We start from the raw sequence: 24,105 nt of genomic DNA, 5'->3' as shown, positions 1-24,105 counted from the left end.
AGATCAGGTCCCCTCGTGATCCATCGCCGTCATGCGCTCGGTCTGCTTGCTGCCGCGAGCATCCTGCCGTCGCGCAGCTTCGCCAATGTGTCCTACCAGCGCAGCGAGTTTCGCGAGGACCTGCAAAAGCGCTTCTTCGATCTCGGCACCGAGGGCACCTTCGTCGGCTACAAGGTCGACGACTATCTGATCATCGCGAGCGACAAGGTTCGCTCGGGCGAGGGCAGGCTGCCGGCCTCGACCTTCAAGATCCCGAACGCGCTGATCGCGCTCGAGACCGGCGTGGTGCAGGATCCCGACAAGGACGTCTTCAAGTGGGACGGCACAACGCGCAGCATCGAGGCCTGGAACAAGGATCACACGCTGCGCTCGGCGCTCGCGGTGTCGGCCTTCCCGGTGTTCCAGGAGATCGCCCGCCGGATCGGCGCGGAGCGGATGCAGAAGTATCTCGACGTCATCGACTACGGCAACCGCGACATCGGCGGCGGCATCGACCAGTTCTGGGTGACGGGAAACCTTCGGATCGATCCGGTGCAGCAGATCGATTTCCTCGACCGGCTGCGCCGCGGCGTGCTGCCGGTCGGCAAGCGCAGCCAAGAGCTGGTGTGCGACATTCTCCCGGTGACGAAAGTCGGCGACGCCGTCATTCGGGCCAAGACCGGCCTCACCGACAAGGAGCACGGCGCGCTGGGCTGGCTGGTCGGCTGGGCCGAGAAGGGCGGCGAGGTCACCGTGTTCGCGATGAACATGGACTGCAAGACCCAGGCGCAGATCGATGCGCGGATGAGCGTGACGCAGCAATGCCTCACCGACATCGTCGCGCTGTGACGGGCTGACCTGCGTACGCTGCGACTGGCAGGCGCCGCCGCCGCTCGATTAGCATCCTCCGATAAAAGCAAAACCGGAGGAAATCATGCAATCGGCTTCGATCTGGCTGTCGTCACTTACGCTGGCCGCGGCCGGCGGCTGGCTCGCGGCCACAATGTTCTCGGCGCCGGCCACCAGCAAGGAGCCGCGCTTCCCGCAGCTCACGATGGATCAGCTCAACGACCAGCAGCGGCCGCTCGGCGAGGCGATCATGAAGGTGTCGAGCGTCGGCATCGGCGGTCCCTACAATCCGATGATCAGGAGCCCGGTGCTCGGCCAGCGGCTCTACGATCTGTTCTATTACCTGCGCTGGCAGACCTCGGTGCCGACCAAGCTGAACGAGTTCGCGATCCTGATCATCGGCCGGCAGTGGCGCTCGCAGGTCGAGTGGTTCGCGCATGCGCCGCTCGCGGCCAAGGCCGGCTTGTCGGCCGATGTCATCGCCGAGCTGAAGGCCGGCAACCGTCCCTCGAAGATGGCCGACGACGAGGCCGTGGTGTACGATTTCGTCACCGAGCTGACCACGACCAAGAAGGTCTCCGACGAGACCTATGCGCGGGCCAAGGCAATCTTCAACGACCAGCAGATCGTCGATCTCACCGCGCTCGCCGGCAATTACGTGATGGTCGCAATGCTGCTGGCGATGGCGGAAGAGACGGTGCCGCCGGGCAAGGAAGAGCCGTTCAAGGTGGGTGAGAAATAACGAGCGTCGCGTCGATCAGGCGCAAGCTAGCGCCCGATCGCGCGCTGTAAGGCCGGCATCAGTTTCGGGTCGCGGCATTGCGCGACGTTGAAGCGCATGAAGCCGGTGGCCGATTGTGTGGTGCTGAACACGTTGCCCGGCGCCAGCACGATGTTGTCGGCGAGTGCTGCGCGCGCCACGTCGGCGGAGTCGCAGCCGTCGGGCAGGCGGCACCAGAGCTGGAAGCCGCCGCGCGGCATCAGCCACGGCTCGATGCCGATGCGCTGCAGCTTCTCGCCGACGTCGCGGCGGGCGCGCGCCAGCCGCCGGCGCAGCTCCTCGACATGCTTGCGGTAGAAGCCGGTCGCCAAAACGCTCGCGATGATTTCGGTCGCGACCGCGCAGGGGCCGCCGAACCCGGTCGCGACCTGCAGATCGACCAGCTGCTCGATCCAGTCGGCGCGCGCCGCGATGAAGCCGCAGCGCAACGATGCCGACAGCGTCTTGGAGAAGCTGCCGATCCGGATCACGCGGTTCAGTCCGTCGAGCGCCGCGAGCCGCGCCGACGGCTCCGGCTCGAAATCGGTAAAGATGTCGTCCTCGACGATGGTGAGGTCGAAGGCTGCAGCCGCGTTCAACACGCGGTGCGCGGTCTGCGGCGACATCGTCGCGCCCGTTGGATTGTGCAGCCCGGACACGGTGATGTAGAGCCGCGGCCGCTCGGCGTCGAGCACCGCCTCGAAGCTTGTGATATCGGGCCCCGATGGCGTGTAGGGCACGCTGATGAGCTTGACCTGATGGGCGCGCAGCAACGCCCGGAAATTGAAATAACAGGGATCGTCGACCAGCACCGTGTCGCCGGGCCGCAGCAGGAAGCGGCAGATCAGGTCGATCGCCTGGGTGCCGGACATCGTGAGCAGCACCTGCTCGGGCGACACTTCGAGACCTTCGTCGGCGAACCGCGCCATCAGCATGCGGCGCAGCGCCAGCGAGCCGCGCGTCGCACCGTAATCGGCGAGCACGGCGTCGTCGGCCCGCGCCAGGCCGCGGAACGCGCGCCGCAGCGCCTCGGTCGGCATCCAGTCGGCGGGCAGCCAGCCGCAGCCCGGTTTCAGCGCGCCGCTCGCGGCGTCGAGCGATTGCCGCGACACCCAGAACGGATCGACGGCGCGATCGTGCTGCGGCTGGTCCCTTGTGAGCGCCAGCGGCGGCAGCGCCGCGGACGAGACATAGAAGCCCGAGCCCGGCCGCGCCCGGATCAGGCCCTCGGCGGCGAGCCGGTCATAGGCCTCGACCACGGTCGAGGGCGCGACGCCCATGGTCGCGGCAAAGCTGCGGATCGAGGGCAGGCGGTCGTCGGCGGCGAGCGCGCGGCTCGCGATTCTGGCGCGGATCGCGTTCATCACGTCGGTGGTCCGGGTCGCCTTCGGCGCCAAAACGGCGCGATGATTGGATGGCTGCCGCAAGTGTTTGCCTACCTTAAAGTGTATGCCTACCTTTACCCATACAGTTTGGCGATATTGTACTGATCCGTAACTGCCTTGGCCAGCCCGCCGCCGCTATCCTCGCCTGCGAAAGACGAGGTGCGCGATGAGCGATTCGAAGACATTGTCGGGGAAGTCTCTGTCGGGGAAGTCCTGGGCGGGCGAGGGGCGCAGCAGCGCTTCGCTGGAGGGCTGGGGCAGCGGTTTGCTCGGCGTGATCATCTTCAGCGGCTCGCTGCCGGCCACCCGCGTCGCGGTTGCCGGGTTCTCGCCGCTGTTCCTGACCTCGGCACGCGCGGCGATCGCGGCGCTGCTCGGCGCGGCACTGCTGGCGGTGCTGCGGCAGCCCTGGCCGCAGCGCAAGGACCTGGTGTCGCTGACCATCGTAGCCCTCGGCGTCGTGATCGGCTTTCCGCTGCTGACCGCGCTGGCGCTCCAGCACATCACCTCGGCGCATTCGATCGTGTTCATCGGGCTGCTGCCGCTGTCGACCGCGGTGTTCGGCGTGCTGCGCGGCGGCGAGCGGCCGAAGCCGCTGTTCTGGCTGTTCTCCTGCATCGGCAGCGCGACGGTCGGCGCCTTCGCTCTGTCAGGTGATGGATCGGCGTCGCTGACCGGCGATTTGCTGATGGTCGCGGCCATCATCGTCTGCGGCCTCGGCTATGCCGAGGGTGCTGCGCTGTCGCGCCGGCTCGGTGGCTGGCAGGTGATTTCCTGGGCGCTGGTGCTCTCAGTGCCGGTGGTGCTGGTGATGACCATCATGACGCTGCCGCCGAGCTGGCAGGGCATCGGCGCGCCGGCCTGGCTCGGGCTCGCCTACGTCTCTATTTTCAGCATGCTGGTCGGCTTCGTGTTCTGGTATCGCGGCCTTGCGCTCGGCGGCATCGCCAGCGTCGGCCAGTTGCAGCTGTTGCAGCCGTTCTTCGGCCTCGCGCTGGCCGGGCTGCTGCTGCATGAGCCGGTCGCCTGGTCGATGATCGCAGCGACCATGCTCGTCGTCGCCTGCGTCGTGTTCGCGCGCCGGTACGCTTGAGGCTAGAGCGGGATGACTTTCGTCGAATCATCATCCCGCTCTGTCCCTTTGTTTGATTTCTCCCTGTGACTTGGCCGAATTGTAAAGCGCGCGCTAACCATGCCAAGCGGTAATTCATGCCGCCGGGCGCACCGGCCCGCACTGTTACGGATCAGGTTTCAGCGATCCTTAAATTCAGCTGCTCACCATGCGCGTCGACGCGACACGAGGGGGCCGATGCCATTCAGGTTGATTGCGCCTGACGCGGTCAGGTCGGAAAGCCAGCGCGCACTGCTGACCTATTGGGATCAGCTGTCGGCCGGCCGGCCATTTCCCGCTTTCGCCGAACTGAAACCGGATCCCGCGATGCACGATCCCCGGCAACTCGTCGCATGGGCGGTCGAGGGCGAGGGACGTCTGCGCAAATTCCGCGCGATGTATCAGGGCGAGCATGTCGCCGAGGCGTTCAATTCCGCCTGGGCAGGCAAGACCATGGAGCAGGTGGTCTCGATGTCGCTCCGGCGCATTACGCTGACGCCGGCGAAGCAATGCGCGACGAGCGGCTGCGCGGTGTACATGGTCTTCTCGACCATCGATGCCAACGATCGGCAAGTCGATTGCGAGCGGCTGCTGCTGCCGTTCGGCAGCGACGGCAAGACGGTCGAGCATCTGCTGGCGTCCCTGCAATTGACCGTGGTCGGAAGCCGGCCACGCATTCTCAAGCATTTCGACATGCAGGCGGACGTGCGGCTGCAAGGCAGGATCCGCTCCGGCTTCTCGACCGGTGCGACCAGCGAGGCCGCTGGCGACCAGCGCAGGGCTCTCAGGCGCAACGTTGCGCGCGCGGCACGGATCAGCTTTGCCCGGCGCAGCATGACCTGCATCGTGCGCAACCTCTCCGCGACCGGTGCCGCGGTCGAGGCGACGAATCCCGCTGTCATCCCCAACAGCTTCAGCCTCGTGCTGGAAATGGAGACGACGGAGCGGCATTGCCGCGTGATCTGGCGCAGGAAAGGCCGGATCGGCGTCCAGTTCAGCTGAGCTTTCCGATGCGCCCGAGATGGGTGTAGCCAAACCCTCTTGAGTATTTCAGCCCGTAGCCGAGCGCGCGGTCGATCCCGATATGGGCAAGCCAGATCATCGCAATCGAGAGCACCAACGGTCCTTCACCGGCAAAACCCAGCGTCATCAGCGCCACCGGCGCCAGATAGGTGTGGGCGGCGTTGTAGGCGATGGCGCCGGCCCGCGGGCTGATCAGGTAAGCCGCAAAGCTGATGTCCGGCACCAGGAACAGCAGGACGTAGACCAGCCAGGAACCCTCCCACTTGTAGTAGAGCACGGTCATGCCGAGGAACAGCACCAGGCCCTCGAGCCGGAGCAGGGTGCGGACCCCGCCGGTCGCAGCGCCAGTCGCTTCAGCAGTCATGTCGGTCATCGCCGTCTCCCCAGATGTCGGAAAATCCTACCGTTTTTGCGCCCCGCACCGTCCACAAGCGGCTTTCCGGTTCCGAAATGGCCGTGCTAAAGCCTTTTCGAACGAAGCGGACCCCGGTTCGCACCGGGACGCGGACTGTAGCTAACACGGGCGGAAACAAATGAAAGACATCCTCGACACCCTCGAAGAGCGGCGCGCCGGCGCCAAGCTGGGCGGCGGCGAAAAGCGCATCGAGGCGCAGCACGCCCGCGGCAAGCTGACCGCGCGCGAGCGGATCGAGCTTTTGCTGGACAAGGGCTCGTTCGAGGAATTCGACATGTTCGTCGAGCACCGCTCGATCGAGTTCGGCATGGAGAAGACCAGGATCCCCGGCGACGGCGTCGTCACCGGCTGGGGCACGGTCAACGGCCGCAAGACCTTCGTGTTTGCCAAGGACTTCACCGTGTTCGGCGGCTCGCTGTCGGAAACCCATGCGCTGAAGATCACGAAGCTTCAGGACATGGCGATGAAGGCGAGGGCGCCCATCATCGGCCTCTATGACGCCGGCGGCGCGCGCATCCAGGAGGGCGTCGCTGCGCTCGCGGGCTATTCCTACGTGTTCCGCCGCAACGTGCAGGCCTCGGGCGTGATCCCGCAGATCTCCGTCATCATGGGCCCCTGCGCCGGCGGCGATGTCTATTCGCCCGCCATGACCGATTTCATCTTCATGGTGAAGAACACCTCTTACATGTTCGTCACCGGTCCCGACGTGGTGAAGACCGTTACCAACGAGGTGGTGACCGCGGAGGAGCTCGGCGGCGCCTCGGTGCACGCGACACGCTCCTCGATCGCCGACGGTGCGTTCGAGAACGACGTCGACGCGTTGTTGCAGATGCGCCGGCTGATCGACTTCCTGCCGTCCAACAACACCGACGGCGTGCCGGAATGGCCGAGCTTCGACGACATCGGCCGGGTCGACATGTCGCTCGACACCCTGATCCCCGACAATCCGAACAAGCCCTACGACATGAAGGAGCTGATCCTCAAGGTCGTCGACGAGGGCGACTTCTTCGAGATCTCGGAGACCTTCGCCAGGAACATCGTCACCGGCTTCGGCCGCATCGCCGGCCGCACCGTCGGCTTCGTCGCCAACCAGCCGATGGTGCTGGCGGGCGTGCTCGACAGCGATGCCTCACGCAAGGCCGCGCGCTTCGTCCGCTTTTGTGATGCCTTCAACATCCCGATCGTCACCTTCGTCGACGTGCCGGGCTTCCTGCCGGGCACCGCGCAGGAATATGGCGGCCTGATCAAGCACGGTGCGAAACTGCTGTTCGCCTATTCGCAGTGCACGGTGCCGCTCGTCACCATCATCACCCGCAAGGCCTATGGCGGCGCCTTCGACGTGATGGCGTCCAAGGAAATCGGCGCCGACATGAACTACGCCTGGCCGACCGCGCAGATCGCCGTGATGGGCGCCAAGGGCGCGGTGGAGATCATCTTCCGCAGCGACATCGGCGACCCCGACAAGATCGCCGCCCGCACCAAGGAATACGAAGACCGCTTCCTGTCGCCCTTCATCGCCGCCGAGCGCGGCTACATCGACGACGTCATCATGCCGCATTCGACCCGCCGCCGGATCGCGCGGGCGCTCGCGATGCTCAGGGATAAGAAGGTCGAGATCCCCGCGAAGAAGCACGACAATCTGCCGTTGTGAGAGAAGCGTAGGGTGGGTTAGGCGAAGCCGTAACCCACCAAACGCGATCGAAGCAGGCAGCCAGCAGCGGGAACGACATGTCCACGGTTTTCGATCTGCCTGAGGATCACCCTCTACGCGTCGCTCATAAGAAGTGCGTTGGGCATCGTCCAGAGATCGAACGCAGCCAACGCTGTGGCTGCTTCTATTGCAAGCAAACATTTGGACCGGGTCAGATCGTCGAATGGATAGATGAAGACTCTACGGCGTTGTGCCCTCAGTGCGGAATCGACAGCGTTATTGGAGACGGCTCTGGTCTGACCATCAGCCAAGATTTCCTTGAAGCGATGTATGCAGCGTGGTTTGACTAATTTGTGCAAGCTCGGGCGAGCAGCGCGGGTGGGGCCAGCGCAAGCGTACCATCTTCGTTCAGCACGATCCGCGGCGGGTTACGGCTTCGCCTAACCCGCCCGACAGGTCCGAACCCGATGACCGAAGACGATCCGACCGACGCGATTTCCGAGATCGAGGCGCAGATCGAGGAGCTTGCCGAGAGCGCCGAGCGATCCCGGCGGATTATTCTCGGCTCGAAGGTGGCAATCGGCAGCGGGTTCGTCTTGTTGTTCGCTGCGCTGCTCGGCCTGTTCAGTTCCGGTGAGACCGCAGCGCTCGGGTCGATCGCGCTGGTGCTCGGCGGCATCGTGTCGCTGGGCTCGAATGTGAGCACGTTGCGGCAGACCGAAGCCGCGATCGCGACCGCCGAGGCACGCCGTGCGCGACTGATCGGCAACATCGATCTTCGGCTGGTTCACGACGTGCCGCTGAAGCTGATGTGACGGCTGGAGCGGGTGAGGGCGCGCGCATGATCGAAACGCCGCGCCTTCGACTTTACCATTGGGACGATCGCCATCGCGATGCGTTCGCGGCGATGCATGCCGATCCCGACGTCATGGCCGACTACGGCGGACCGATCGGTCGGGCGGAAAGCGAGACAAAATTCGAGCGATACGTTGCCGCGCAGCGTGACCACGGCATATCACGTTGGGCCGTTGAGGATGTCGGCGGCGCATTGCTCGGCTATGCGGGCGTGATGCCGCGGCTGGCGAACGATTATCCGCTCGGCGCGCATTTCGAGATCGGTTGGCGGTTCACGCGCAAGGCCTAGGGCCACGGCTACGCGACCGAGAGCGCCAGCGCGGCGCTGCTGCAGGCCATTCATGACATGGGCCTGCGTGGGATCGTGTCCTACACCAGCCCGGATAACGCGCGCTCGCAGGCGGTGATGGCGCGGCTCAAGCTGCTGCGCGTTCCCGCGCGTGACTTTACGACGCTGACGCCGCGCGGCGAGCCGTGGCGCGGGAAGGTCTGAGCCGTGCCGTCGGGGTGGCCGCGCGGCTGATTTGCTCTGTCACAAAGCTCGGACGATGCATGTCGCGAGAACGCGGATCTAGGACTCATAGATCTCGCCACATCTTCAGTGTCGTCCCGGCGAAGGCCGGGATTCCTAACCACAAATGCCGCTTATCGCGCGACACCGGAACGACGAGTCCTCACACAACTCCTGCTGCGGCGTATGGGTCCCGGCCTTCGCCGGGACGACAGCAGGAGGAGCGGGGCCTTAGCTCGACGCCAGCGGCACGTAATCGTATTCACCGACGCCCTGCAAAATCAGGAAAGTCAGCGACGTCGTGCCGGCGTTGGTGACGAGGTGAGGGCGGGTGGGCCTCACGGCGTAGACCTCGCCTGGCTCCAGGTTCACTTCCTCCTTCGGCTCCTGCAGGAACAGCCGCATCCGGCCTTCCAGCACGTAGAACGTGTCGGAGATGTTGCTGTGGGTGTGCCACGGCACCTTCTGGGTCGGCGAAAGCTGCAACTCCATGATGCGAAAGCCGGGGCGGGCGGCGTGCTGAGCGCGGCGCTCGACTTCGTAGAGGTGGCTGGCATCCTTGATCGGTTGCCCTGACTTCATGGCGGCCTCCCGGACATGTTCTTATGATGCGCGATGCTAGTTCCGTTCGGCCGCGCGTGAAACGGTCGGAATCGGCATGACGGGTAGAACGTGAAGCGGCAGCGCCGTGATGGTTGTGTGACGTCACGCCCTGTGCAAACGCGGCCGCGCCGGCGTCGAACTCGCTCGAACGTGAATGCGCGGTTCAGCCGGTGTTCAGGTCGCGGCGAAAAAACTGGCTGACGCAGTTGGTCCAACTCAGCAACAAAGGGAAACTCTGATGGAACGCCGGGATTTTCTGAAGATGGCCTTCGGTGTCGCCGCCGGTGTGGCGACTTTTGCGATAGCCGCCCAGGCGGCGCCGCTCGCGCCGCTTTCGCTCAGGGGGGATGCACACTTGCCGGCCGGCAACGATGCGCATCCGGCCGTTACTACGGGCGACGAGGTCGGTCGCCTGAAGCCCGAGCAGGTGCACTGGCATCACGGCCACCGCGGCTGGCATCATCGGCGCTGGCACCACCGGCATTGGGGCTGGCGCCACCGCCATTGGCGCAGGCATCACTGGCGTCATCATCACTGGCGCCGCTGGTGACATCGGCACCACCTCACAAAAGAAAAACCCCGCGCGAGGCGGGGTTTTGTTTATGCAGGTGTGCCGCGATCAGATCGGGCGGCAACGGCCATAGCGCCAGGCGAAGCCGTAGGGGCAAGCGCGAACGCGCGGCGCCACCACGACCGCGCCGGGTGCGACGACGACGGGGCGCTCAACAACGACAGGGCCGGGAGCGACGACGACGGGGCCACGGTTCCTGACGCAACCGCCATAGGGACCGCGGTGCCAGCCGGGGCCGCAGCCACCAGCAGCGTCAGCTGCGCTGATGCCGGCGAATGCGGTCGTCACCAAAACTGCTGCTGCAAAAAGATACTTCATGTCTTCTCCTTTTAATTCGGCCGCGCTGCGGCACCGCAACAAACTTTAGATTACCGATTCGCCCGGCCGGATCATTGCAGAAGCCGTGCCCGATGTCGTCGACCATAATGTTGTGGGCTGAATGCGACATGAATGCTGCAGCTCACAGCTGCGTCAGTGCGTCGCAAGCAAATGCGTCCAGCATCAATTTGAAACATTTCGCAATCGCGGACATGTCGCAGCGCAGCGGCGCGCGTGAAGACGTATCGGAGAACGATGCAAGCCAGAGCAAGCGTTCGCGAACGACCGCGACGGTGCAGACCTGAATGCGCGATGCTATTCGCTCGCGCCGAACAGCGCGGCGAACCGCTTCTCGCCGTTCCGCGAAAAATTGACCACGCGGCTGCCCGGCGCAGCATCGCGCGCCGCCCATTTCAATTCGGTGAAGCGGTCCATCATCGCGGCGCCCAGCGTGCCGGCGAGGTGGTGGCGCCGTTCGCTCCAGTCGAGGCAGGCCTTGCACACCGGACGGCGCGGATGCGTCAGCGCATCGGCGTCGATCTGCAGCTCCTCGGCCATGAAGCGCTTGCCTTCGCCGGTCAGCTCGATCGCCTGCTTGCTCTGGCGCACCAGCTTCTGCCGCCGCATGCTGTCGAGCATCTGCACGCCGAGATCGCCGGCGAGATGGTCGTAGCAGATGCGGGCGCGGCGCAGCGCCGGATCCTTCGGTCCGGTGCGCACCCGCATATGGCCGGCGCGGGCAGCGATGCCCTGCAAGCCTTCGAGCACGTCGGCGACATCGGGGTCGGAGAGGCGGTAGTAGCGGTGGCGGCCTTGCTTCTCGGGCTCGATCAGCCCGCCGGCCTCGAGCTTGGCGAGATGCGAGCTCGCCGTTTGCGGCGTGATGCCGGCCTCCTGCGCCAGTTCGCTCGCGGTCAGCGCGCGGCCGGTCATCAGCGCGGTCAGCATGTTGCAGCGTGCGGGATCGCCGACCAGAGCGGCGATCCGGGAGATGTCGGGTCCTGCTTTCATAGTTCGATGATAGCCGAAGCATCAAGGTCGAGCAAGGAGGTAGTGTCCATCGTGCCCGTCGCCCGCAATGACGAAATACCAGGAGACCCAAATGACCGTCACCGTGTTCATCCGCTACCAGCTCGATCCGTTCAAGCGCGTGATGTTCGAGGAGTATTCGCGGAACTGGCTCTCGATCATCCCGCGCTGCGGCGGCGATCTGCTCGGCTACTGGATGCCGCACGAGGGCACCAACAACATCGCTTTCGCGCTGATCTCGTTCGATAGCCTTGCCGCCTACGAGGCCTATCGCGCGCGGCTGCGTCAGGACGGCGAGGGCGTGGCGAACTTCAACTTCGCGGAACAAAACCGCTTCATCCTCGCCGAGGAACGGACATTCCTGCGCAAGGTCGAGCTATAGTCGCACCACAACAACAATGCGCGGAGGCGCCCATGATTGCCGTGATCTTCGAAGTCTGGCCGAAGGCTGAGCACCGGGAGCTCTATTTCGACCTTGCCGCCGAGTTGAAGCCGATCCTGCAGGAGATCGACGGCTTCATCTCGGTCGAGCGGTTCGAGAGCCTGACCGAGAAAGGCAAGTTCGTGTCGCTGTCATTCTTCCGCGACGAGGCTGCGGTAGAAGCCTGGCGCAACACGGTCGAGCACCGTCGCACCCAGGCCAAGGGCCGCGCGCGGATCTTCGAGAATTATCGGCTGCGGGTCGCGAGCGTGATGCGTGACTACGGCTTGAACGAACGCGAGCAGGCACCGAAGGACAGCCGCGCGGTGCACGAAGGCAAGCTCTAGCGCGCGCAGATGCGCGTGCTTATCTCTGCGCGGCCAACGACTCTAGGGAGCGACCAATGCCACTGCCAACTGCTGACAAACGAGCCGCCTTCAAGAAGCTGCACGACAGCGGGTGCTTCATCATTCCGAACCCGTTCGATGTCGGCAGCGCGCGCGCCCTGCAACATCTCGGCTTCAAGGCGCTGGCCTCGACCAGCGCGGGCTTTGCCTGGACCATCGCAAAGGCCGACAACCGCGTCACCGTCGACGACGTCTGCGATCATCTGACCGCGGTGTGCGCGGCGGTCGATATTCCCGTCAACGCGGATTTCGAGGGCGGCTTCGCGGTCGAGCCCGAGAAGGTTGCGATCAATGTCGCGCGCGGCGTCAAGACCGGCGTCGCCGGGCTCTCGATCGAGGACTCGACCGGTGATGCCGCCAATCCGCTGTTCGAGCACAAGCTCGCGGTGGAGCGCATCAGGGCGGCACGCAAGGCCATCGATGCCGACCACAGCGGCGTGCTGCTCACCGGCCGCTGCGAGGCGTTCCTGTGGGGCAAGAAGGACCTCAATCTGGTGATCGAGCGGCTGCAGGCCTATTCGGAAGCCGGGGCGGATGTGTTGTATTCGCCGGGCATCTCGACCAAAGAGGAAATCTCCGCGGTCGTGAAGGCGGTGGCGCCGAAGCCGGTCAATCTTTTGATCGGCGGCGCGTCCGACCTGACACTGCAAGCGGTCGCCGACCTCGGCGTGCGCCGGATCAGCGTCGGCGGGGCGCTGGCGCGGATGGCCTGGACCGGCGTCATGAAGGCCGCCAAGGAAATGGCGGAGAAGGGCACCTTCACCGAATTCGCCAACGGCTATCCCGGCGGCGAGCTCAACAAGATGTTCAAGTAGACTTCGCGCGCAAAAGAGCGGCGGGCCGTTTGGGCCCGCCGCTCGCGCCTGGTCAGTGTCGTTACGCGTTACTTGGCATTCTCGGCCGGCGGGGCGGCCGGCTTGTTCATGTCCGACTTGTTCATGTCAGACGGCGGGTTCGCCGGGCTGGCTGGCGCCGCGCCCGTGGTCACGCCGGGCTGGCTATTCGGCTTCGGCGTTACGTCGCGCATGCCCGGGGGCGGCGCGGCCGGGTTGATCGGCTGCGTCTGCGCGGTCTGCGTCGGCGGCGTCGTGCCGGCCTCGTGGACCGACGTGTTGTTCAAGCCGTAGAACAGCGCGCCGAGCACCACGGCCACCGCAACTGCGAACATCGCGACCTTGGTGCTGCTGGTCGGTCCCTCCTGGAGTTCCGGATCCGGCTGCAGTTCGTTGTCCAGGCTGTTGAGGCGCGCCTGACGGCGGATTTCGTCATCGGTCAGGTTGGCGCGATACGGATCGTCAGGGTTGTAAGCCATTTCAAAGTTCCTCCGTTAGCCCCCCAAGGCTAAGCGCGTAGGCTAAACGCAGGAGACAATGGCTGGCGCGTGAGGATGTTCCGCGCCAATGTTGCAACCAGTTCATGCGGGAACCGCCGATCCCTAGAGCGTTTTCGAGCGAAGTGGATACCGGTTCGCGTGAAGAAAACGCGTCAAAACAAGAATCTAGAGCCCCGTTCCGATTCAATCGGAACGGGATAGGCTCTAGGTTCCGACTGTTCCATGAGGACTTTTCCATGTGGACCATGCCGCCCACCGATTCGGTGCTGCACGTGCTCTCGTTCATCGCCGTTGCGGCGCAATCGATGACGGCGGCGCTCGCGGCCGGCAGGCGCAGCATGGATTGGGCCGGGGTTTGCATGCTCGGGGCGATTACCGCGCTCGGTGGCGGCACGATCCGCGACGTGTTGCTCGGGCACTATCCGCTGCTCTGGGTCGAGCATCCGATCTACCTTGCGATTGCGGCGGCGGGCGCCTTCGCCACCATCCTGCTGGCGCGGCTGGTGCACCGGCTTAATCTCGCATTCCTGGTGCTCGATGCGATCGGGCTCGTGGTGTTCACCATGGCCGGCTGCGACGTGGCCTGGCAGGTCGACGCGTCGCTGCCGATCGTGATCGTCTCCGGCATGATCACCGGCTGCGCCGGCGGCGTGCTGCGCGACATCCTTTGCAATGAGGTGCCGCTGTTGTTTCGCAGCGAGCTCTACGCCAGCGTCTCCGTGGTGACTGGGCTGTTCTATGCGACCGCGTTCGGACTGCAGCTCAACGACTGGCTCTGGACCGGGCTGACCTTCGTCCTCGGACTGACGTTCCGGCTGCTCGCGATCCGCTACAAATGGGAGATGCCGAAATTCGTGTTCAGCGGCGAGGAGCGCTGAACGGCTATTTCGCCGTCCGCGCCTTTATTTCGCGGTCCGCGCCTTGGCGACCTCGTCCGCGCTCACGGCCGGCGCCGCATTGCCCCAGGCATTGCGGATATAGGTCGCGACATCGGCGACCTCCTGGTCGGTGAGTTTTGGATAGGCCGGCATCGAGCCTGCGTTCGGCGCGCGCGGCGTGGTCACGGTCTGCGCACCGTCGAGGATGATGCGCAGCGTGCTCGCCGGGTTGGCCGACTGCAGATTGGCGTTGCCGGGCAGCGGCGGATAGATCCGCGGTGCGCCGGAGCCGTCGAGCTCATGGCAGGCGATGCAGGCGCCGCGATAGATCCGCTCGCCGTTGCTCATCTGCGCCGGCGAGGGCGGGAGGACTACTGGCTCCGGCGCGCCGGCCGGCAGGCTCTTCAGATAGACCGCGATCGCGTGCACATCGGCGTCGCTCGTCTTTGAGGTCGAGTTGACCACTACCTCGGACATCAACGGACCGGCGTGGCTGTGCCCGTTGCGGCCGCTCTGCAGATATTCGGCGATGTCGCCGGCGCTCCAGGATTTCAGCCCGCTGCGCGCGGCGCCGTCGAGCCTCGGCGCGAACATGCCCTGCACCATGCTGCCACTGAGCGCCTGGTCGCGTCTGTCGGCGCCGAACACATTCTTCGGCGTGTGGCAGGCGCCGCAATGGGCGAGGGCCTCGACGAGGTAACGGCCGCGATTCCATTCCGCAGCCTTGCTCTGGTCCGGCTGGATGATGCCCGGCGTGAAGAACAAAGCGTTCCAGACCCGCATCAGCCCGCGGTAGTTCAACGGCCAGCGGAGCTTCGGCGGCGGCGCCTTGTTGCTGACCGGCGCCAGCGTCGCGAGATAGGCGCGGATCGCCAGGATGTCGTCGCGGATCAGCTTCGTGAAATACGGGTAGGGGAAGGCGGGGTAATAATGCGCCCCGCTTGGCGAGACGCCCATCCGGAGCGCGCGGAGGAAATCGTCGTCGCTCCAGCCGCCGATGCCGGTATCGCGGTCGGGCGTCAGGTTCGGCGAGAACACCGCGCCGAATGGCGTGTCGATCCGTTTGCCGCCGGCGAACGGCTTCGCCGGATCGACCGTGTGGCAGCTTGCGCAGTCGCCGGCGATCGTGAGCGCCTTGCCGCGGGCGATGACGTCGTCGGTTGGTGCGGCGGTGCATTCGCGGGCCGCGAACGCACTGCACAACAGCAGGGGGACCAGAATCGCACCGGTCGTTCGACGTCGTCGCCGCATCCATTCACCTTCCGGTCCACAAGACGCGTTACGCCATTTCGCCGCGGGCCTGTCCTGCGACAGAAACCGAAACGGCGCTCCGATATTCCCGGCACTAAGTTGCGATTTTTGGGCGACCGGCGTCGTCGCCCAGAATTGTGCTGCGCGGCCCCGAAAATCCGACATAGACTGGTTCTAACAAGTTCGGATGACTAGCTAAAAAGCAGGCGTCGCGACCAGCGCAAAGAGGGCTAAATGGGAATCAACCAAGGGCCTATCAGCCTCGACCAGAAATACACCCAGGGCACCGGTCACGTCTTCATGACCGGCATCCAGGCGCTGGTCCGCCTGCCCATGGCGCAGATCAGACGCGACCGCGCCGCAGGCCTCAACACGGCAGGCTTCATCTCCGGCTATCGCGGTTCCCCCCTCGGCGGTTACGACCAGCAGCTGTTCGCCGCCCGCAAGCATCTCGAACAATACAACATCAAATTCCAGCCCGGCGTGAACGAAGACCTGGCGGCCACCGCGATCTGGGGCTCGCAGCAGCTCGCTTTGTCGCCCGGCGCCAAATATGATGGCGCGGTCGGCATCTGGTACGGCAAGGGCCCCGGCGTCGACCGCTGCGGCGACGTCTTCCGCCACGGCAATGCAGCGGGCTCCGCCAAGCATGGCGGCGTGCTCTGCCTTGCCGGCGACGATCACGGCGCAAAATCCTCCACCGTCCCGCATCAGTCCGACCACGCCTTCATCTCCGCGCTGATGCCCTACCTCTACCCCTCCAGCATCCACGAAATGATCGAGATGGGCCTGCTGGGCATCGCGATGTCGCGCTACTCGGGCTGCTGGGTCGGTATGAAAGTGATCACCGAGACGGTCGAGACCACGGCCGAGATCGACCTCACCGACGAGATGACGCCGTTCATCATTCCTGCCGATTTCGAGCTGCCGCCGGGCGGCCTGAACATCCGCTGGCCCGACGACCGGTTCGAGCAGGACCGCCGGCTGCAGGATTACAAGGGCTTTGCCGCGATCGCCTTTGCGCGCGCCAACAAGGTCAACCGCATCACCATGGATTCGCCGAACGCGCGCTACGGCATCATGGCCTCGGGCAAGAGCTATGAGGACATCCGCCAGGCGCTGCGCGAGCTCGGCATCACGCCCGAGATCGCCGCGAAGATTGGCATCCGCCTCTACAAGATCGGCATGCCCTGGCCGCTGGAGCCGGAAGGCGTGCGCAACTTCGCGGTCGGCCTCGAGGAGATTTTTATCGTCGAGGAGCGCCGCGAGATCGTCGAGAACCAGGTCAAGCAGGAGCTGTTCAACTGGCGCGACGACGTGCGCCCGCGCATCGTCGGCAAGATGGACGATCACGACAAGCGGTTCCTGACCTTTGCCGCCGAGCTCAGCGTAGCCTCGCTTGCGAGCTCGCTCACCGAACGGCTGCTTCGACTTAATCTCAATCCTGAAATCGCCGAGATGCTGCGCGCCAAGGCTGACTGGTTCAACGGCCGCCAGTCGTCGCAGATGCAGGCGACCGCACCCGTCAGCCGCACCCCGTACTTCTGCTCGGGCTGCCCGCACAACACCTCGACCAAGGTGCCGGAAGGCAGCCGCGCGCTTGGCGGCATCGGCTGCCACTTCATGGCGCTGTGGATGAACCGCTCGACCGAGACCTTTACCCACATGGGCGGCGAGGGCGTGCCGTGGGTCGGCATCGCGCCGTTCACCAACGAGAACCACATCTTCGCCAATCTCGGCGACGGGACTTACTTCCACTCCGGCATTCTTGCGATCCGCCAGTCGATCGCCTCCAAGGCCAACATCACCTATAAGATCCTCTACAACGACGCCGTCGCCATGACCGGCGGCCAGCACCACGACGGCGACCTGTCGCCGCAGAAGATCACCTTCCAGCTGCACGCCGAAGGCATTCGCGAGATCTACCTGGTCTCGGAAAACCCGGGTTCCTATCCGGCCGACACGATTGCGCCTGGCGTCAAGCTGTTCCATCGCGACGAGCTCGAGAACGTCCAGAAGATGTGCCGCGACACCAAGGGCACCTCGGCGATCGTGTTCGTGCAGACCTGCGCCGCGGAAAAGCGCCGTCGCCGCAAGCGCGGCCTGATGGAAGATCCGGCGCGCCGCGTGCTGATCAATCCTGCCGTCTGTGAAGGCTGCGGCGACTGCTCGGTGCAGTCGAACTGTATCTCGGTCGAGCCGCTCGAGACCGAATTGGGGCGCAAGCGCACCATCAACCAGTCGACCTGCAACAAGGACTATTCCTGCGTGAAGGGCTTCTGCCCGTCCTTCGTCACGGTCGACGGCGGCACCCTGAAGCGGCGCGCGCCGACCGAGCTCGGCGATATCGGCGCCTTGCCGGAGCCGGCCTCGAAGCCCGCGCTCGACCGGCCCTACAACATCGCGGTCGGCGGCGTCGGCGGCACCGGCGTGCTGACGATCGGCGCGCTGCTCGGCATGGCCGCGCATATCGAAGGCAAGGCCTCGATGATCCTCGACATGTCCGGCCTCGCGCAGAAGGGCGGCGCGGTGTTGAGCCATGTCCGGCTCTCCAAGCACACCGCCGACGTGACTTGCTCGCGCATCGTGACCGGCACGGCCGATCTCGTGCTCGCGGCCGATGAGGTCGTGGCGGTCTCGAAGGAAACGATCACGCTGTGCGAGCCGAGCCGCACGGTCGGCATCATCAACAGCCACATCATCCCGACCGCGGATTTCATCCTCAACCGCGACTTCAATTTCCAGAGCCGCAAGGTCAACAGCGTGCTGGAGACCGAGCTGCGCAAGGACTCCGCCTTCTTCGACTTCACCAAGCCGGCCGAGGCGCTGCTCGGCGACTCCATCGCCACCAACATCATGATGATGGGCTTTGCCTATCAACGCGGGCTGCTGCCGCTGTCGGCGGAATCGATCCAGCAGGCGATCGAGGTCAACGGCGTCTCGATCAAGATGAACACGCAGGCGTTCCAGCTCGGACGTCTGGCCGCGGCCGATCCGGCGCGGCTCGCCGCGATGATGAAGGGGCAGGATGACGTCGCGCCGGTCAAGTCGCTGGATGCGATGTCGCTCGACGAGATCATCATCCATCGCATGGACCTTCTGACCGGCTATCAGAACGCGCGTCTGGCAAAGCGCTACCGCAAGCTGGTCGACCAAGTCCGCGAGACCGCCACCAAGGGTGGCTATGGCGAGGCGCTGCCGCGCGCGGTGGCGATCAACTATGCCAAGCTGCTGGCCTACAAGGACGAGTATGAGGTGGCGCGGCTGTTCACCGACGGCCGCTTCGAGAAGCAGCTGCGCGATCAGTTCGAGGGCGACTTCAAGTTCAACTTCAATCTCGCCCCGCCGATCCTCGGCGGCGGGCTCGATGCGCAGGGCCGTCCGAAGAAGCGCGCCTTCGGTTCGTGGATGATGTCCGCGTTCAAGGTGATGGCGCGATTCCGCTTCCTGCGCGGCACGCCGCTCGACATCTTCGGCTACAACGCCGACCGCAAGCTCGAGCGCGACCTGATCGCGGGCTACGAAAAGGATGTCGCGACGGTGTTGAATCTGCTGTCGCCACTCAATCACGACATCGCGGTCGAACTGCTGTCGCTGCCCGACCGCATCCGCGGCTACGGCCCGGTGAAGGACAAGGCGATCAAGGAGGCAAAGGTTCGCTACGCGCAACTCGCCGCCGACCTCGCCAACCCGCCGCCCGCGCCGCGGCAGATGGCGGCGGAGTAGGTCTAGCTGCATATTCAGTGTCGTCCCGGGCAAGCGAAGCGCGACCCGGGACCCATAACCACCGCAGTTCATTGTTGCGCGATGCTGGGCCACAGCCTTATCTCGCAAAGCAGCCCTGTGGTTATGTGTCCCGGCCCCGTGCGCAATTGCGCACTAGGCCGGGACGACATCCGTTTTGGGGCGCGCATATTGTGCGCTCGTCGCAGTCTCGCCTGACGGAATATTTCCGCGCTTGCCAAGGTCGCGCCGTCGGTTCAGAAAAACGCTGGAGCGAGAAACGCCAGCGGAGAGCGATTTGACCATCAAGGGCAAGGCCTACATTGCCGGGATCTACGAGCATCCCACCCGGCATGCACCCGATAAATCAACAGCACAGCTGCACGCCGAGGTCGCCAAGGGCGCGATCGAGGATGCCGGGCTCACCAAGGACGACATCGATGGCTATTTCTGCGCCGGCGATGCGCCGGGCGGGCTGTGGCCGATGGTCGATTACCTCGGCCTCAACACCAAGAAGCTGCGTCATGTCGACTCCACCGAGACCGGTGGCTGTTCCTATCTGATCCATCTCGGCCATGCCGCTGAGGCGATCGCCGCGGGCAAGTGCTCGGTTGCGCTGGTTACCCTCGCAGGCAAGCCGCGCACCGGCCCGATGCCGCCGCGCGCCTCCGGCGCCGAGGCCGATTTCGAATTGGCTTACGGGGCTACCACGCACAATGCCTATGGCATGTGTGCCATGCGCCATATGCACGACTACGGCACCACCTCCGAGCAGCTCGCCTGGATCAAGGTCGCGGCCTCGCATCACGCGCAATACAATCCGCATGCGATGCTGAAGGAGGTCGTCACCGTCGAGGACGTGCTGAACTCGCCGATGATCTCCGACCCGCTGCACCGGATGGACTGCTGCGTCGTCACCGACGGCGGCGGCGCGATGATCGTCACGACGCCGGAGATCGCCAAGAGCCTGAAGAAGCCGCTGGTGCGCCTGATCGGTCATGGCGAGGCGATGAAGGGCCCGCGCGGCGGCAAGGATCTCGATCTGACCTATTCCGCCGGCGTGTGGTCCGGCCCGCGTGCTTTCGAGGAAGCGGGCGTGACGCCGAAGGACATCAAATACGCCTCGATCTATGACAGCTTCACCATCACGGTGCTGATGCAGCTCGAAGACCTCGGCTTCTGCAAGAAGGGCGAGGGCGGCAAGTTTGTCGCCGACGGCAATTTGATCTCCGGCGTCGGCAAGCTGCCGTTCAACACCGATGGCGGCGGCCTGTGCAGCAACCATCCCGTCAACCGCGGCGGCATGACGAAAATCCTCGAGGCGGTGCGCCAGCTGCGCGGCGAGGCGCATCCGAAGGTGCAGGTGCAGAACTGCGACCTCGCGATCGCCCACGGCACCGGCGGTCTGCTCGGCGTTCGCCACGCCGCCTCTACCTGCATTCTGGAGCGTGCGTGATGTCTGAAGCCAAGAAGTACAATGCCCCGGTGACCAATCCGGAGACCGCGCCGTTCTGGGAAGCGGCGAAGGCGGGCAAGTTCATGATCAAGCGCTGCACCACCTGCGGCGAGGCGCATTACTTCCCGCGCGCGATCTGCCCGTTCTGCTTCTCCGACAAGACGGTGTGGGAAGAGTCGAGCGGCGAGGCCACGGTGTACACCTACAGCCTGATGCGGAAATCGCCGACCGGTCCGTATGCGATCGCCTATGTGACGCTGAAGGAAGGTCCGTCGCTGCAGACCAACATCGTCGATTGCGATCTGGAGCAGGTGAAGATCGGCCAGAAAGTCAAGGTGGTGTGGAAGCCGACCGACGGGGCCCCGCTGCCGTTCTTCACGCCGGCCTAAGAAGTACCTTCCCCCCTTGCGGGGGAAGGTGGCAGCCGTAGGCTGCCGGAAGAGGGGTGTCTCTCCACGAACAAAGTCGTTCCGCGGAGGCAACCCCTCTCCCAAGTGAGTTTGTTGCGTGACCGGTGCAGCCCTCTCCCGCAAGGGGAGAGGGCGCAATAACGGGCAGCGCCGAAGAAACAACGGTTCGGGGAGAGAACAACAATGCCAATCGTGTACGAACAGCTGATGGCCCTGAAGAACCTCGGCCAGAAATACAGCTACAGCGATCGCGACGTGATGCTCTATGCCTATGGCATCGGTCTCGGCGCAGATCCGATGGACGAGAACGAGCTCGCTTTCGTCAATGAGGGCGTGCTGACGCCGCGCCCGCTCAAGGTAGTGCCGACGTTTGCGTCGGTCGCGGCCTGGGGCGCCGGTCCCGGCGAGATGAATCTCAACCGCGTGATGGTGGTCGACGGCGAGCGCGACATTACCTTCCACAAGCCGTTCGCGACCGCGGCCCACATCACGGCCGACTCGACCGTGCTCGACGTGTTCGACAAGGGCAAGGACAAGGGCGCGGTGATCCGCCACCAGACCGTGTTGAAGGACGAGAAGGGCGACAAGCTCGCCACGCTGGTCGCCTCGCGCTTCGCCCGCGGCGATGGCGGCTTCGGCGGCCCGTCGGACGGCCAGCCCGAGCCGCACAAGGTGCCAGAGCGCGCGCCGGACAAGGTGGTCGACATCACGACGCGGCCCGACCAGGCGCTGATCTACCGGCTCTGCGGCGACCGCAACCCGCTGCACTCCGATCCCGCGTTCGCCAGGAAGGCCGGCTTCCCGCGACCGATCCTGCACGGCATGTGCACCTACGGCATCACCTGCCGCGGCGTGCTGCAGACCTATGCCGATTACGATCCGTCCGCCTTCAAGCAGCACGCGGCGCGGTTCTCCTCGCCGGTATTTCCCGGCGAGACCGTGACGATGGAGCTTTGGAAGGACGGCAATGTGGTGTCGTTCGAGGCAAAGGTGAAATCGCGCGGCGTCACCGTGATCAAGAGCGGCAAGACGGTGCTGGCGTAGCTAGAAGCGACGACCGTCGACTCCCTCGCCCCACTCTTGCGGGGAGAGGGCGGGGTGAGGGGCTTTCACCGCGAGCTGTGACCATGGTGAGACCTGTACCCCCTCACCCGGATCGCAAGGGCGATCCGACCTCTCCCCGCAAGCGGGGAGAGGTGAAGAAGAAAGAACAAAACGGAGAAACGACCATGGGATTACTCGACGGCAAGGTGGCGCTGATCACGGGCGCTGGCGGCGGACTTGGTGAAGCCTACGCGAAGCTGTTTGCGCGCGAGGGTGCGGCGGTGGTGGTCAACGACCTCGGCGGCCCGCGCGACGGCTCGGGCTCCGACAAGTCGATGGCCGATAAGGTGGTCGACGGGATCAAGGCCGAGGGCGGCCGCGCAGTCGCCAACTGCGCCGACATTTCGACCTTGGCCGGCGGCCAGTCGGTGTTCGACGACGCCATCAAGCATTTCGGCCGCGCCGACATCCTGGTCAACAACGCCGGCATCCTGCTCGACGAGACCTTCCACAAGGCCAAGGAAGCCAACTGGGACAGGGTGATGAAGGTGCATCTGAAGGGCACCTTCTGCTGCACCCAGCCGGTGTTCAAATGGATGCGCGACAATGGCGGCGGCGTCATCGTCAACACCTCCTCGACGTCGGGCCTGATCGGCAATTTCGGCCAGACCAATTACGGCGCTGCCAAGGGCGGCATCTGGGGTCTCTCCAACGTGCTGGCGATCGAGGGCCGCAAGTACAACATCCGGATCTGGACTCTGGCGCCGGGCGCGCTGACCCGCATGACGGCGGACCTGCCGCGCTACAAGGAGAACCCGGGCGCGGCGCTCGGCCCGGACGGCATCGCGCCGGCCGTGCTCTACATGGTCAGCGATTTGTCGGGCGACCAGACCGGCAAGGTCCTCGGCGTCTCGGGCCCGCGCGGCGTGCGCGAGATGCGGATGATGGAAATGGAGGGCTGGAAGCCGCCCTTTACCGGCTGGAAGGCCGAGGACATCGCCACCCACGCCAAGGAGATCTTCTTCTCCGAGGAGCAGATCAAGATGGGCGCGCGGCGGTTCTGACCGTACGTCATTCCGGGGCTGCGCCAAGTGGCGCATCCCCGATGCGCAATAGCGCCTCGGGGAATGACGCTGTATAGAGGGCGGAAACAGATGAGGCACAAATGACAAAACTCACCGCCCAGGCCGCAGGAACCTTTGCGATCGCGCCGACCCCGTTCCATGACGACGGCCGCATCGACGAGGCATCGATCGACCGGCTGACCGATTTCTACACCGAGGTCGGTTGCGACGGCGTCACGGTGCTGGGCATTCTGGGCGAGGCGCCGAAGCTCGATGCCGCCGAGGCGGAGCAGGTCGCGCTGCGCTTCGTCAAGCGCGCCAAGAAGCTTCAGGTGATCGTCGGCGTCTCGGCGCCCGGCTTTGCCACGATGCGCTCGCTGGCGAAGAAGTCGATGGATGCGGGCGCCGCCGGCGTCATGATCGCGCCGCCGCCGCATCTGCGCACCGACGACCAGATCACAGGCTATTTCAAGCAGGCGCAGGAAGCGATCGGCGACGATATTCCCTGGGTTCTGCAGGACTACCCGCTGACGCTCACCGTCGTGTTCACGCCCGCGGTGATCCGCAAGATCGTGATGGATTCGTCGTCCTGCGTGATGCTCAAGCACGAGGACTGGCCGGGCCTCGAGAAGATCTCGACCTTGCGCAACTTCCAGAAGGACGGCTCGCTGCGGCCGCTGTCGATCCTGGTCGGCAATGGCGGCCTGTTCCTCGATTTCGAGATGGAGCGCGGCGCCGACGGTGCGATGACGGGCTATGCTTTCCCCGAGCTTCTGATCGACGTCGTCAATTTGTCGAAGGCCGGAAAACGCGATGCCGCGCATGATCTGTTCGACGCGCATCTGCCGCTGATCCGCTACGAGCAGCAGCCCGGCGTCGGCCTGACCGTGCGCAAATACGTGCTGCAGAAGCGCGGCATCATCTCCTCCAGCGCCCAGCGCAAGCCCGGTGCTGTGATCACGCCGCAGGCGAGGGCGGAGGTCGACTATCTGCTCTCCCGCGTGGCGCGCGTCGACCGCCGCGCCAATCTGCAACCGCAATCCAGTGCAGCAGGATAA

At 65.0% G+C, this 24,105-nt stretch carries 25 protein-coding genes and 1 pseudogene; 19 read left to right on the top strand and 7 right to left on the bottom strand.

Translation table 11 applies throughout. The annotated features are described in order from the left end of the window. Positions 1–15: 15 nt before the first annotated feature. Both blaOXA and AAFG13_RS08555 read left to right on the top strand, forming a co-directional pair. Positions 16–828 carry a class D beta-lactamase gene (gene blaOXA / locus AAFG13_RS08560; protein ID WP_342711744.1) on the top strand — a complete coding sequence of 271 codons (813 nt, stop codon included), beginning with the start codon at positions 16–18 and terminating at the stop codon, positions 826–828. Between the two features lie 85 nt (positions 829–913). Next, positions 914–1,570, top strand: a complete 657-nt coding sequence (locus AAFG13_RS08555; RefSeq protein ID WP_212309637.1) for a carboxymuconolactone decarboxylase family protein — start codon at positions 914–916, stop codon at positions 1,568–1,570. Positions 1,571–1,596: 26 nt separating this feature from the next. Here the strand turns inward: AAFG13_RS08555 and AAFG13_RS08550 are convergent, their stop codons facing one another. Next, positions 1,597–2,952 carry a PLP-dependent aminotransferase family protein gene (locus tag AAFG13_RS08550; RefSeq protein ID WP_212310721.1) on the bottom strand — a complete coding sequence of 452 codons (1,356 nt, stop codon included), beginning with the start codon at positions 2,950–2,952 and terminating at the stop codon, positions 1,597–1,599. A gap of 187 nt (positions 2,953–3,139) precedes the next feature. Here AAFG13_RS08550 and AAFG13_RS08545 point away from each other — a divergent pair, with 187 nt between their 5' ends. Together AAFG13_RS08545 and AAFG13_RS08540 are read left to right on the top strand one after the other, a co-directional pair. Beyond that, positions 3,140–4,066, top strand: coding sequence for a DMT family transporter (locus AAFG13_RS08545; protein ID WP_249131545.1), 927 nt, complete (start codon positions 3,140–3,142; stop codon positions 4,064–4,066). Positions 4,067–4,282: 216 nt separating this feature from the next. Further along, positions 4,283–5,086, top strand: a complete 804-nt coding sequence (locus AAFG13_RS08540; protein ID WP_342711743.1) for a PilZ domain-containing protein — start codon at positions 4,283–4,285, stop codon at positions 5,084–5,086. Here the strand turns inward: AAFG13_RS08540 and AAFG13_RS08535 are convergent. Beyond that, on the bottom strand, positions 5,079–5,480 hold the full coding sequence (locus AAFG13_RS08535) for a DUF4260 domain-containing protein (protein WP_342711742.1): 402 nt from the start codon (positions 5,478–5,480) through the stop codon (positions 5,079–5,081). The two genes, AAFG13_RS08540 and AAFG13_RS08535, sit on opposite strands and share 8 nt — an antisense overlap. A 160-nt stretch (positions 5,481–5,640) precedes the next feature. Here AAFG13_RS08535 and AAFG13_RS08530 point away from each other — a divergent pair, with 160 nt between their 5' ends. From AAFG13_RS08530 to AAFG13_RS08515, 4 genes and pseudogenes are all read left to right on the top strand, one after another. Continuing rightward, on the top strand, positions 5,641–7,173 hold the full coding sequence (locus AAFG13_RS08530) for an acyl-CoA carboxylase subunit beta (protein WP_016840012.1): 1,533 nt from the start codon (positions 5,641–5,643) through the stop codon (positions 7,171–7,173). 77 nt (positions 7,174–7,250) lie between these two features. Beyond that, positions 7,251–7,523 (top strand): cytoplasmic protein, encoded by a 273-nt coding sequence (locus AAFG13_RS08525; protein ID WP_342711741.1) that lies wholly within the window; start codon positions 7,251–7,253, stop codon positions 7,521–7,523. 117 nt (positions 7,524–7,640) lie between these two features. Further along, on the top strand, positions 7,641–7,988 hold the full coding sequence (locus AAFG13_RS08520) for a hypothetical protein (protein WP_342711740.1): 348 nt from the start codon (positions 7,641–7,643) through the stop codon (positions 7,986–7,988). 26 nt (positions 7,989–8,014) lie between these two features. Then, positions 8,015–8,521 (top strand): annotated as a pseudogene (locus AAFG13_RS08515) (GNAT family N-acetyltransferase). Between the two features lie 249 nt (positions 8,522–8,770). Here AAFG13_RS08515 and AAFG13_RS08510 read toward each other — a convergent pair. Beyond that, entirely contained in the window at positions 8,771–9,121 is a 351-nt protein-coding gene (locus AAFG13_RS08510; protein ID WP_342711739.1) for a cupin domain-containing protein, read from the bottom strand. Between the two features lie 259 nt (positions 9,122–9,380). Between AAFG13_RS08510 and AAFG13_RS08505 the strand changes: the two genes are divergently transcribed. Next, entirely contained in the window at positions 9,381–9,692 is a 312-nt protein-coding gene (locus tag AAFG13_RS08505) for a twin-arginine translocation signal domain-containing protein (protein ID WP_342713572.1), read from the top strand. Between the two features lie 69 nt (positions 9,693–9,761). Here the strand turns inward: AAFG13_RS08505 and AAFG13_RS08500 are convergent, their stop codons facing one another. Together AAFG13_RS08500 and AAFG13_RS08495 are read right to left on the bottom strand one after the other, a co-directional pair. Next, complete coding sequence (locus AAFG13_RS08500) at positions 9,762–10,031, bottom strand: hypothetical protein (RefSeq protein WP_092114950.1); 270 nt, start codon at positions 10,029–10,031, stop codon at positions 9,762–9,764. 315 nt (positions 10,032–10,346) lie between these two features. Next, positions 10,347–11,042, bottom strand: coding sequence for a metalloregulator ArsR/SmtB family transcription factor (locus AAFG13_RS08495; protein ID WP_342711738.1), 696 nt, complete (start codon positions 11,040–11,042; stop codon positions 10,347–10,349). Between the two features lie 91 nt (positions 11,043–11,133). Between AAFG13_RS08495 and AAFG13_RS08490 the strand changes: the two genes are divergently transcribed. From AAFG13_RS08490 to AAFG13_RS08480, 3 genes are read left to right on the top strand one after another with little or no spacing between them, the layout of a single operon-like run. Beyond that, a complete protein-coding gene (locus AAFG13_RS08490; protein WP_342711737.1) occupies positions 11,134–11,442 on the top strand; it encodes an NIPSNAP family protein in 309 nt (102 codons plus the stop codon). A gap of 32 nt (positions 11,443–11,474) precedes the next feature. Continuing rightward, positions 11,475–11,828, top strand: a complete 354-nt coding sequence (locus tag AAFG13_RS08485) for an antibiotic biosynthesis monooxygenase (protein ID WP_342711736.1) — start codon at positions 11,475–11,477, stop codon at positions 11,826–11,828. A gap of 56 nt (positions 11,829–11,884) precedes the next feature. After that, positions 11,885–12,703 carry an isocitrate lyase/phosphoenolpyruvate mutase family protein gene (locus tag AAFG13_RS08480; RefSeq protein ID WP_342711735.1) on the top strand — a complete coding sequence of 273 codons (819 nt, stop codon included), beginning with the start codon at positions 11,885–11,887 and terminating at the stop codon, positions 12,701–12,703. A 68-nt stretch (positions 12,704–12,771) separates the two neighbouring features. Here the strand turns inward: AAFG13_RS08480 and AAFG13_RS08475 are convergent, their stop codons facing one another. Beyond that, complete coding sequence (locus AAFG13_RS08475; protein ID WP_342711734.1) at positions 12,772–13,200, bottom strand: hypothetical protein; 429 nt, start codon at positions 13,198–13,200, stop codon at positions 12,772–12,774. A gap of 257 nt (positions 13,201–13,457) precedes the next feature. Here AAFG13_RS08475 and AAFG13_RS08470 point away from each other — a divergent pair, with 257 nt between their 5' ends. After that, complete coding sequence (locus AAFG13_RS08470) at positions 13,458–14,099, top strand: trimeric intracellular cation channel family protein (RefSeq protein ID WP_342711733.1); 642 nt, start codon at positions 13,458–13,460, stop codon at positions 14,097–14,099. A gap of 24 nt (positions 14,100–14,123) precedes the next feature. Here AAFG13_RS08470 and AAFG13_RS08465 read toward each other — a convergent pair whose 3' ends face one another. Beyond that, on the bottom strand, positions 14,124–15,350 hold the full coding sequence (locus AAFG13_RS08465; protein ID WP_342711732.1) for a cytochrome c: 1,227 nt from the start codon (positions 15,348–15,350) through the stop codon (positions 14,124–14,126). A gap of 234 nt (positions 15,351–15,584) precedes the next feature. Here AAFG13_RS08465 and AAFG13_RS08460 point away from each other — a divergent pair, with 234 nt between their 5' ends. The 6 genes from AAFG13_RS08460 (at position 15,585) to AAFG13_RS08435 (ending at position 24,105) form a co-directional block, all read left to right on the top strand. Continuing rightward, the gene (locus AAFG13_RS08460) at positions 15,585–19,076 is read left to right on the top strand and encodes an indolepyruvate ferredoxin oxidoreductase family protein (protein ID WP_342711731.1); all 3,492 of its coding nucleotides are present in this window, start codon (positions 15,585–15,587) and stop codon (positions 19,074–19,076) included. Positions 19,077–19,371: 295 nt separating this feature from the next. Next, a complete protein-coding gene (locus AAFG13_RS08455) occupies positions 19,372–20,529 on the top strand; it encodes a thiolase domain-containing protein (RefSeq protein ID WP_050405615.1) in 1,158 nt (385 codons plus the stop codon). After that, complete coding sequence (locus AAFG13_RS08450; protein WP_194460885.1) at positions 20,529–20,918, top strand: Zn-ribbon domain-containing OB-fold protein; 390 nt, start codon at positions 20,529–20,531, stop codon at positions 20,916–20,918. Before AAFG13_RS08455 ends, AAFG13_RS08450 begins: the two co-directional genes overlap by 1 nt. Positions 20,919–21,122: 204 nt before the next feature. After that, entirely contained in the window at positions 21,123–21,983 is an 861-nt protein-coding gene (locus AAFG13_RS08445; RefSeq protein ID WP_212309621.1) for a MaoC family dehydratase, read from the top strand. Between the two features lie 185 nt (positions 21,984–22,168). Continuing rightward, positions 22,169–23,047: an SDR family oxidoreductase gene (locus AAFG13_RS08440; protein ID WP_212309620.1), complete on the top strand. Its 879-nt coding sequence runs from the start codon at positions 22,169–22,171 to the stop codon at positions 23,045–23,047. A gap of 101 nt (positions 23,048–23,148) precedes the next feature. Then, positions 23,149–24,105, top strand: coding sequence for a dihydrodipicolinate synthase family protein (locus tag AAFG13_RS08435; RefSeq protein WP_342711730.1), 957 nt, complete (start codon positions 23,149–23,151; stop codon positions 24,103–24,105).

It is taken from the genome of Bradyrhizobium sp. B124 (genome assembly GCF_038967635.1).
Taxonomy (GTDB): Bacteria; Pseudomonadota; Alphaproteobacteria; order Rhizobiales; family Xanthobacteraceae; genus Bradyrhizobium.
This window is presented reverse-complemented; position numbering and strand designations above follow the sequence as displayed.

Bases quoted from the DNA above. Each gene is read 5' to 3' on its own strand.
- AAFG13_RS08555 (WP_212309637.1), top strand. From the start codon at position 914: ATGCAATCGGCTTCGATCTGGCTGTCGTCACTTACGCTGGCCGCGGCC.
- AAFG13_RS08550 (WP_212310721.1), bottom strand. From the start codon at position 2,952: ATGAACGCGATCCGCGCCAGAATCGCGAGCCGCGCGCTCGCCGCCGAC.
- AAFG13_RS08545 (WP_249131545.1), top strand. From the start codon at position 3,140: ATGAGCGATTCGAAGACATTGTCGGGGAAGTCTCTGTCGGGGAAGTCC.
- AAFG13_RS08540 (WP_342711743.1), top strand. From the start codon at position 4,283: ATGCCATTCAGGTTGATTGCGCCTGACGCGGTCAGGTCGGAAAGCCAG.
- AAFG13_RS08535 (WP_342711742.1), bottom strand. From the start codon at position 5,480: ATGACCGACATGACTGCTGAAGCGACTGGCGCTGCGACCGGCGGGGTC.
- AAFG13_RS08530 (WP_016840012.1), top strand. From the start codon at position 5,641: ATGAAAGACATCCTCGACACCCTCGAAGAGCGGCGCGCCGGCGCCAAG.
- AAFG13_RS08525 (WP_342711741.1), top strand. From the start codon at position 7,251: ATGTCCACGGTTTTCGATCTGCCTGAGGATCACCCTCTACGCGTCGCT.
- AAFG13_RS08520 (WP_342711740.1), top strand. From the start codon at position 7,641: ATGACCGAAGACGATCCGACCGACGCGATTTCCGAGATCGAGGCGCAG.
- AAFG13_RS08510 (WP_342711739.1), bottom strand. From the start codon at position 9,121: ATGAAGTCAGGGCAACCGATCAAGGATGCCAGCCACCTCTACGAAGTC.
- AAFG13_RS08505 (WP_342713572.1), top strand. From the start codon at position 9,381: ATGGAACGCCGGGATTTTCTGAAGATGGCCTTCGGTGTCGCCGCCGGT.
- AAFG13_RS08500 (WP_092114950.1), bottom strand. From the start codon at position 10,031: ATGAAGTATCTTTTTGCAGCAGCAGTTTTGGTGACGACCGCATTCGCC.
- AAFG13_RS08495 (WP_342711738.1), bottom strand. From the start codon at position 11,042: ATGAAAGCAGGACCCGACATCTCCCGGATCGCCGCTCTGGTCGGCGAT.
- AAFG13_RS08490 (WP_342711737.1), top strand. From the start codon at position 11,134: ATGACCGTCACCGTGTTCATCCGCTACCAGCTCGATCCGTTCAAGCGC.
- AAFG13_RS08485 (WP_342711736.1), top strand. From the start codon at position 11,475: ATGATTGCCGTGATCTTCGAAGTCTGGCCGAAGGCTGAGCACCGGGAG.
- AAFG13_RS08480 (WP_342711735.1), top strand. From the start codon at position 11,885: ATGCCACTGCCAACTGCTGACAAACGAGCCGCCTTCAAGAAGCTGCAC.
- AAFG13_RS08475 (WP_342711734.1), bottom strand. From the start codon at position 13,200: ATGGCTTACAACCCTGACGATCCGTATCGCGCCAACCTGACCGATGAC.
- AAFG13_RS08470 (WP_342711733.1), top strand. From the start codon at position 13,458: ATGTGGACCATGCCGCCCACCGATTCGGTGCTGCACGTGCTCTCGTTC.
- AAFG13_RS08465 (WP_342711732.1), bottom strand. From the start codon at position 15,350: ATGCGGCGACGACGTCGAACGACCGGTGCGATTCTGGTCCCCCTGCTG.
- AAFG13_RS08460 (WP_342711731.1), top strand. From the start codon at position 15,585: ATGGGAATCAACCAAGGGCCTATCAGCCTCGACCAGAAATACACCCAG.
- AAFG13_RS08450 (WP_194460885.1), top strand. From the start codon at position 20,529: ATGTCTGAAGCCAAGAAGTACAATGCCCCGGTGACCAATCCGGAGACC.
- AAFG13_RS08445 (WP_212309621.1), top strand. From the start codon at position 21,123: ATGCCAATCGTGTACGAACAGCTGATGGCCCTGAAGAACCTCGGCCAG.
- AAFG13_RS08440 (WP_212309620.1), top strand. From the start codon at position 22,169: ATGGGATTACTCGACGGCAAGGTGGCGCTGATCACGGGCGCTGGCGGC.
- AAFG13_RS08435 (WP_342711730.1), top strand. From the start codon at position 23,149: ATGACAAAACTCACCGCCCAGGCCGCAGGAACCTTTGCGATCGCGCCG.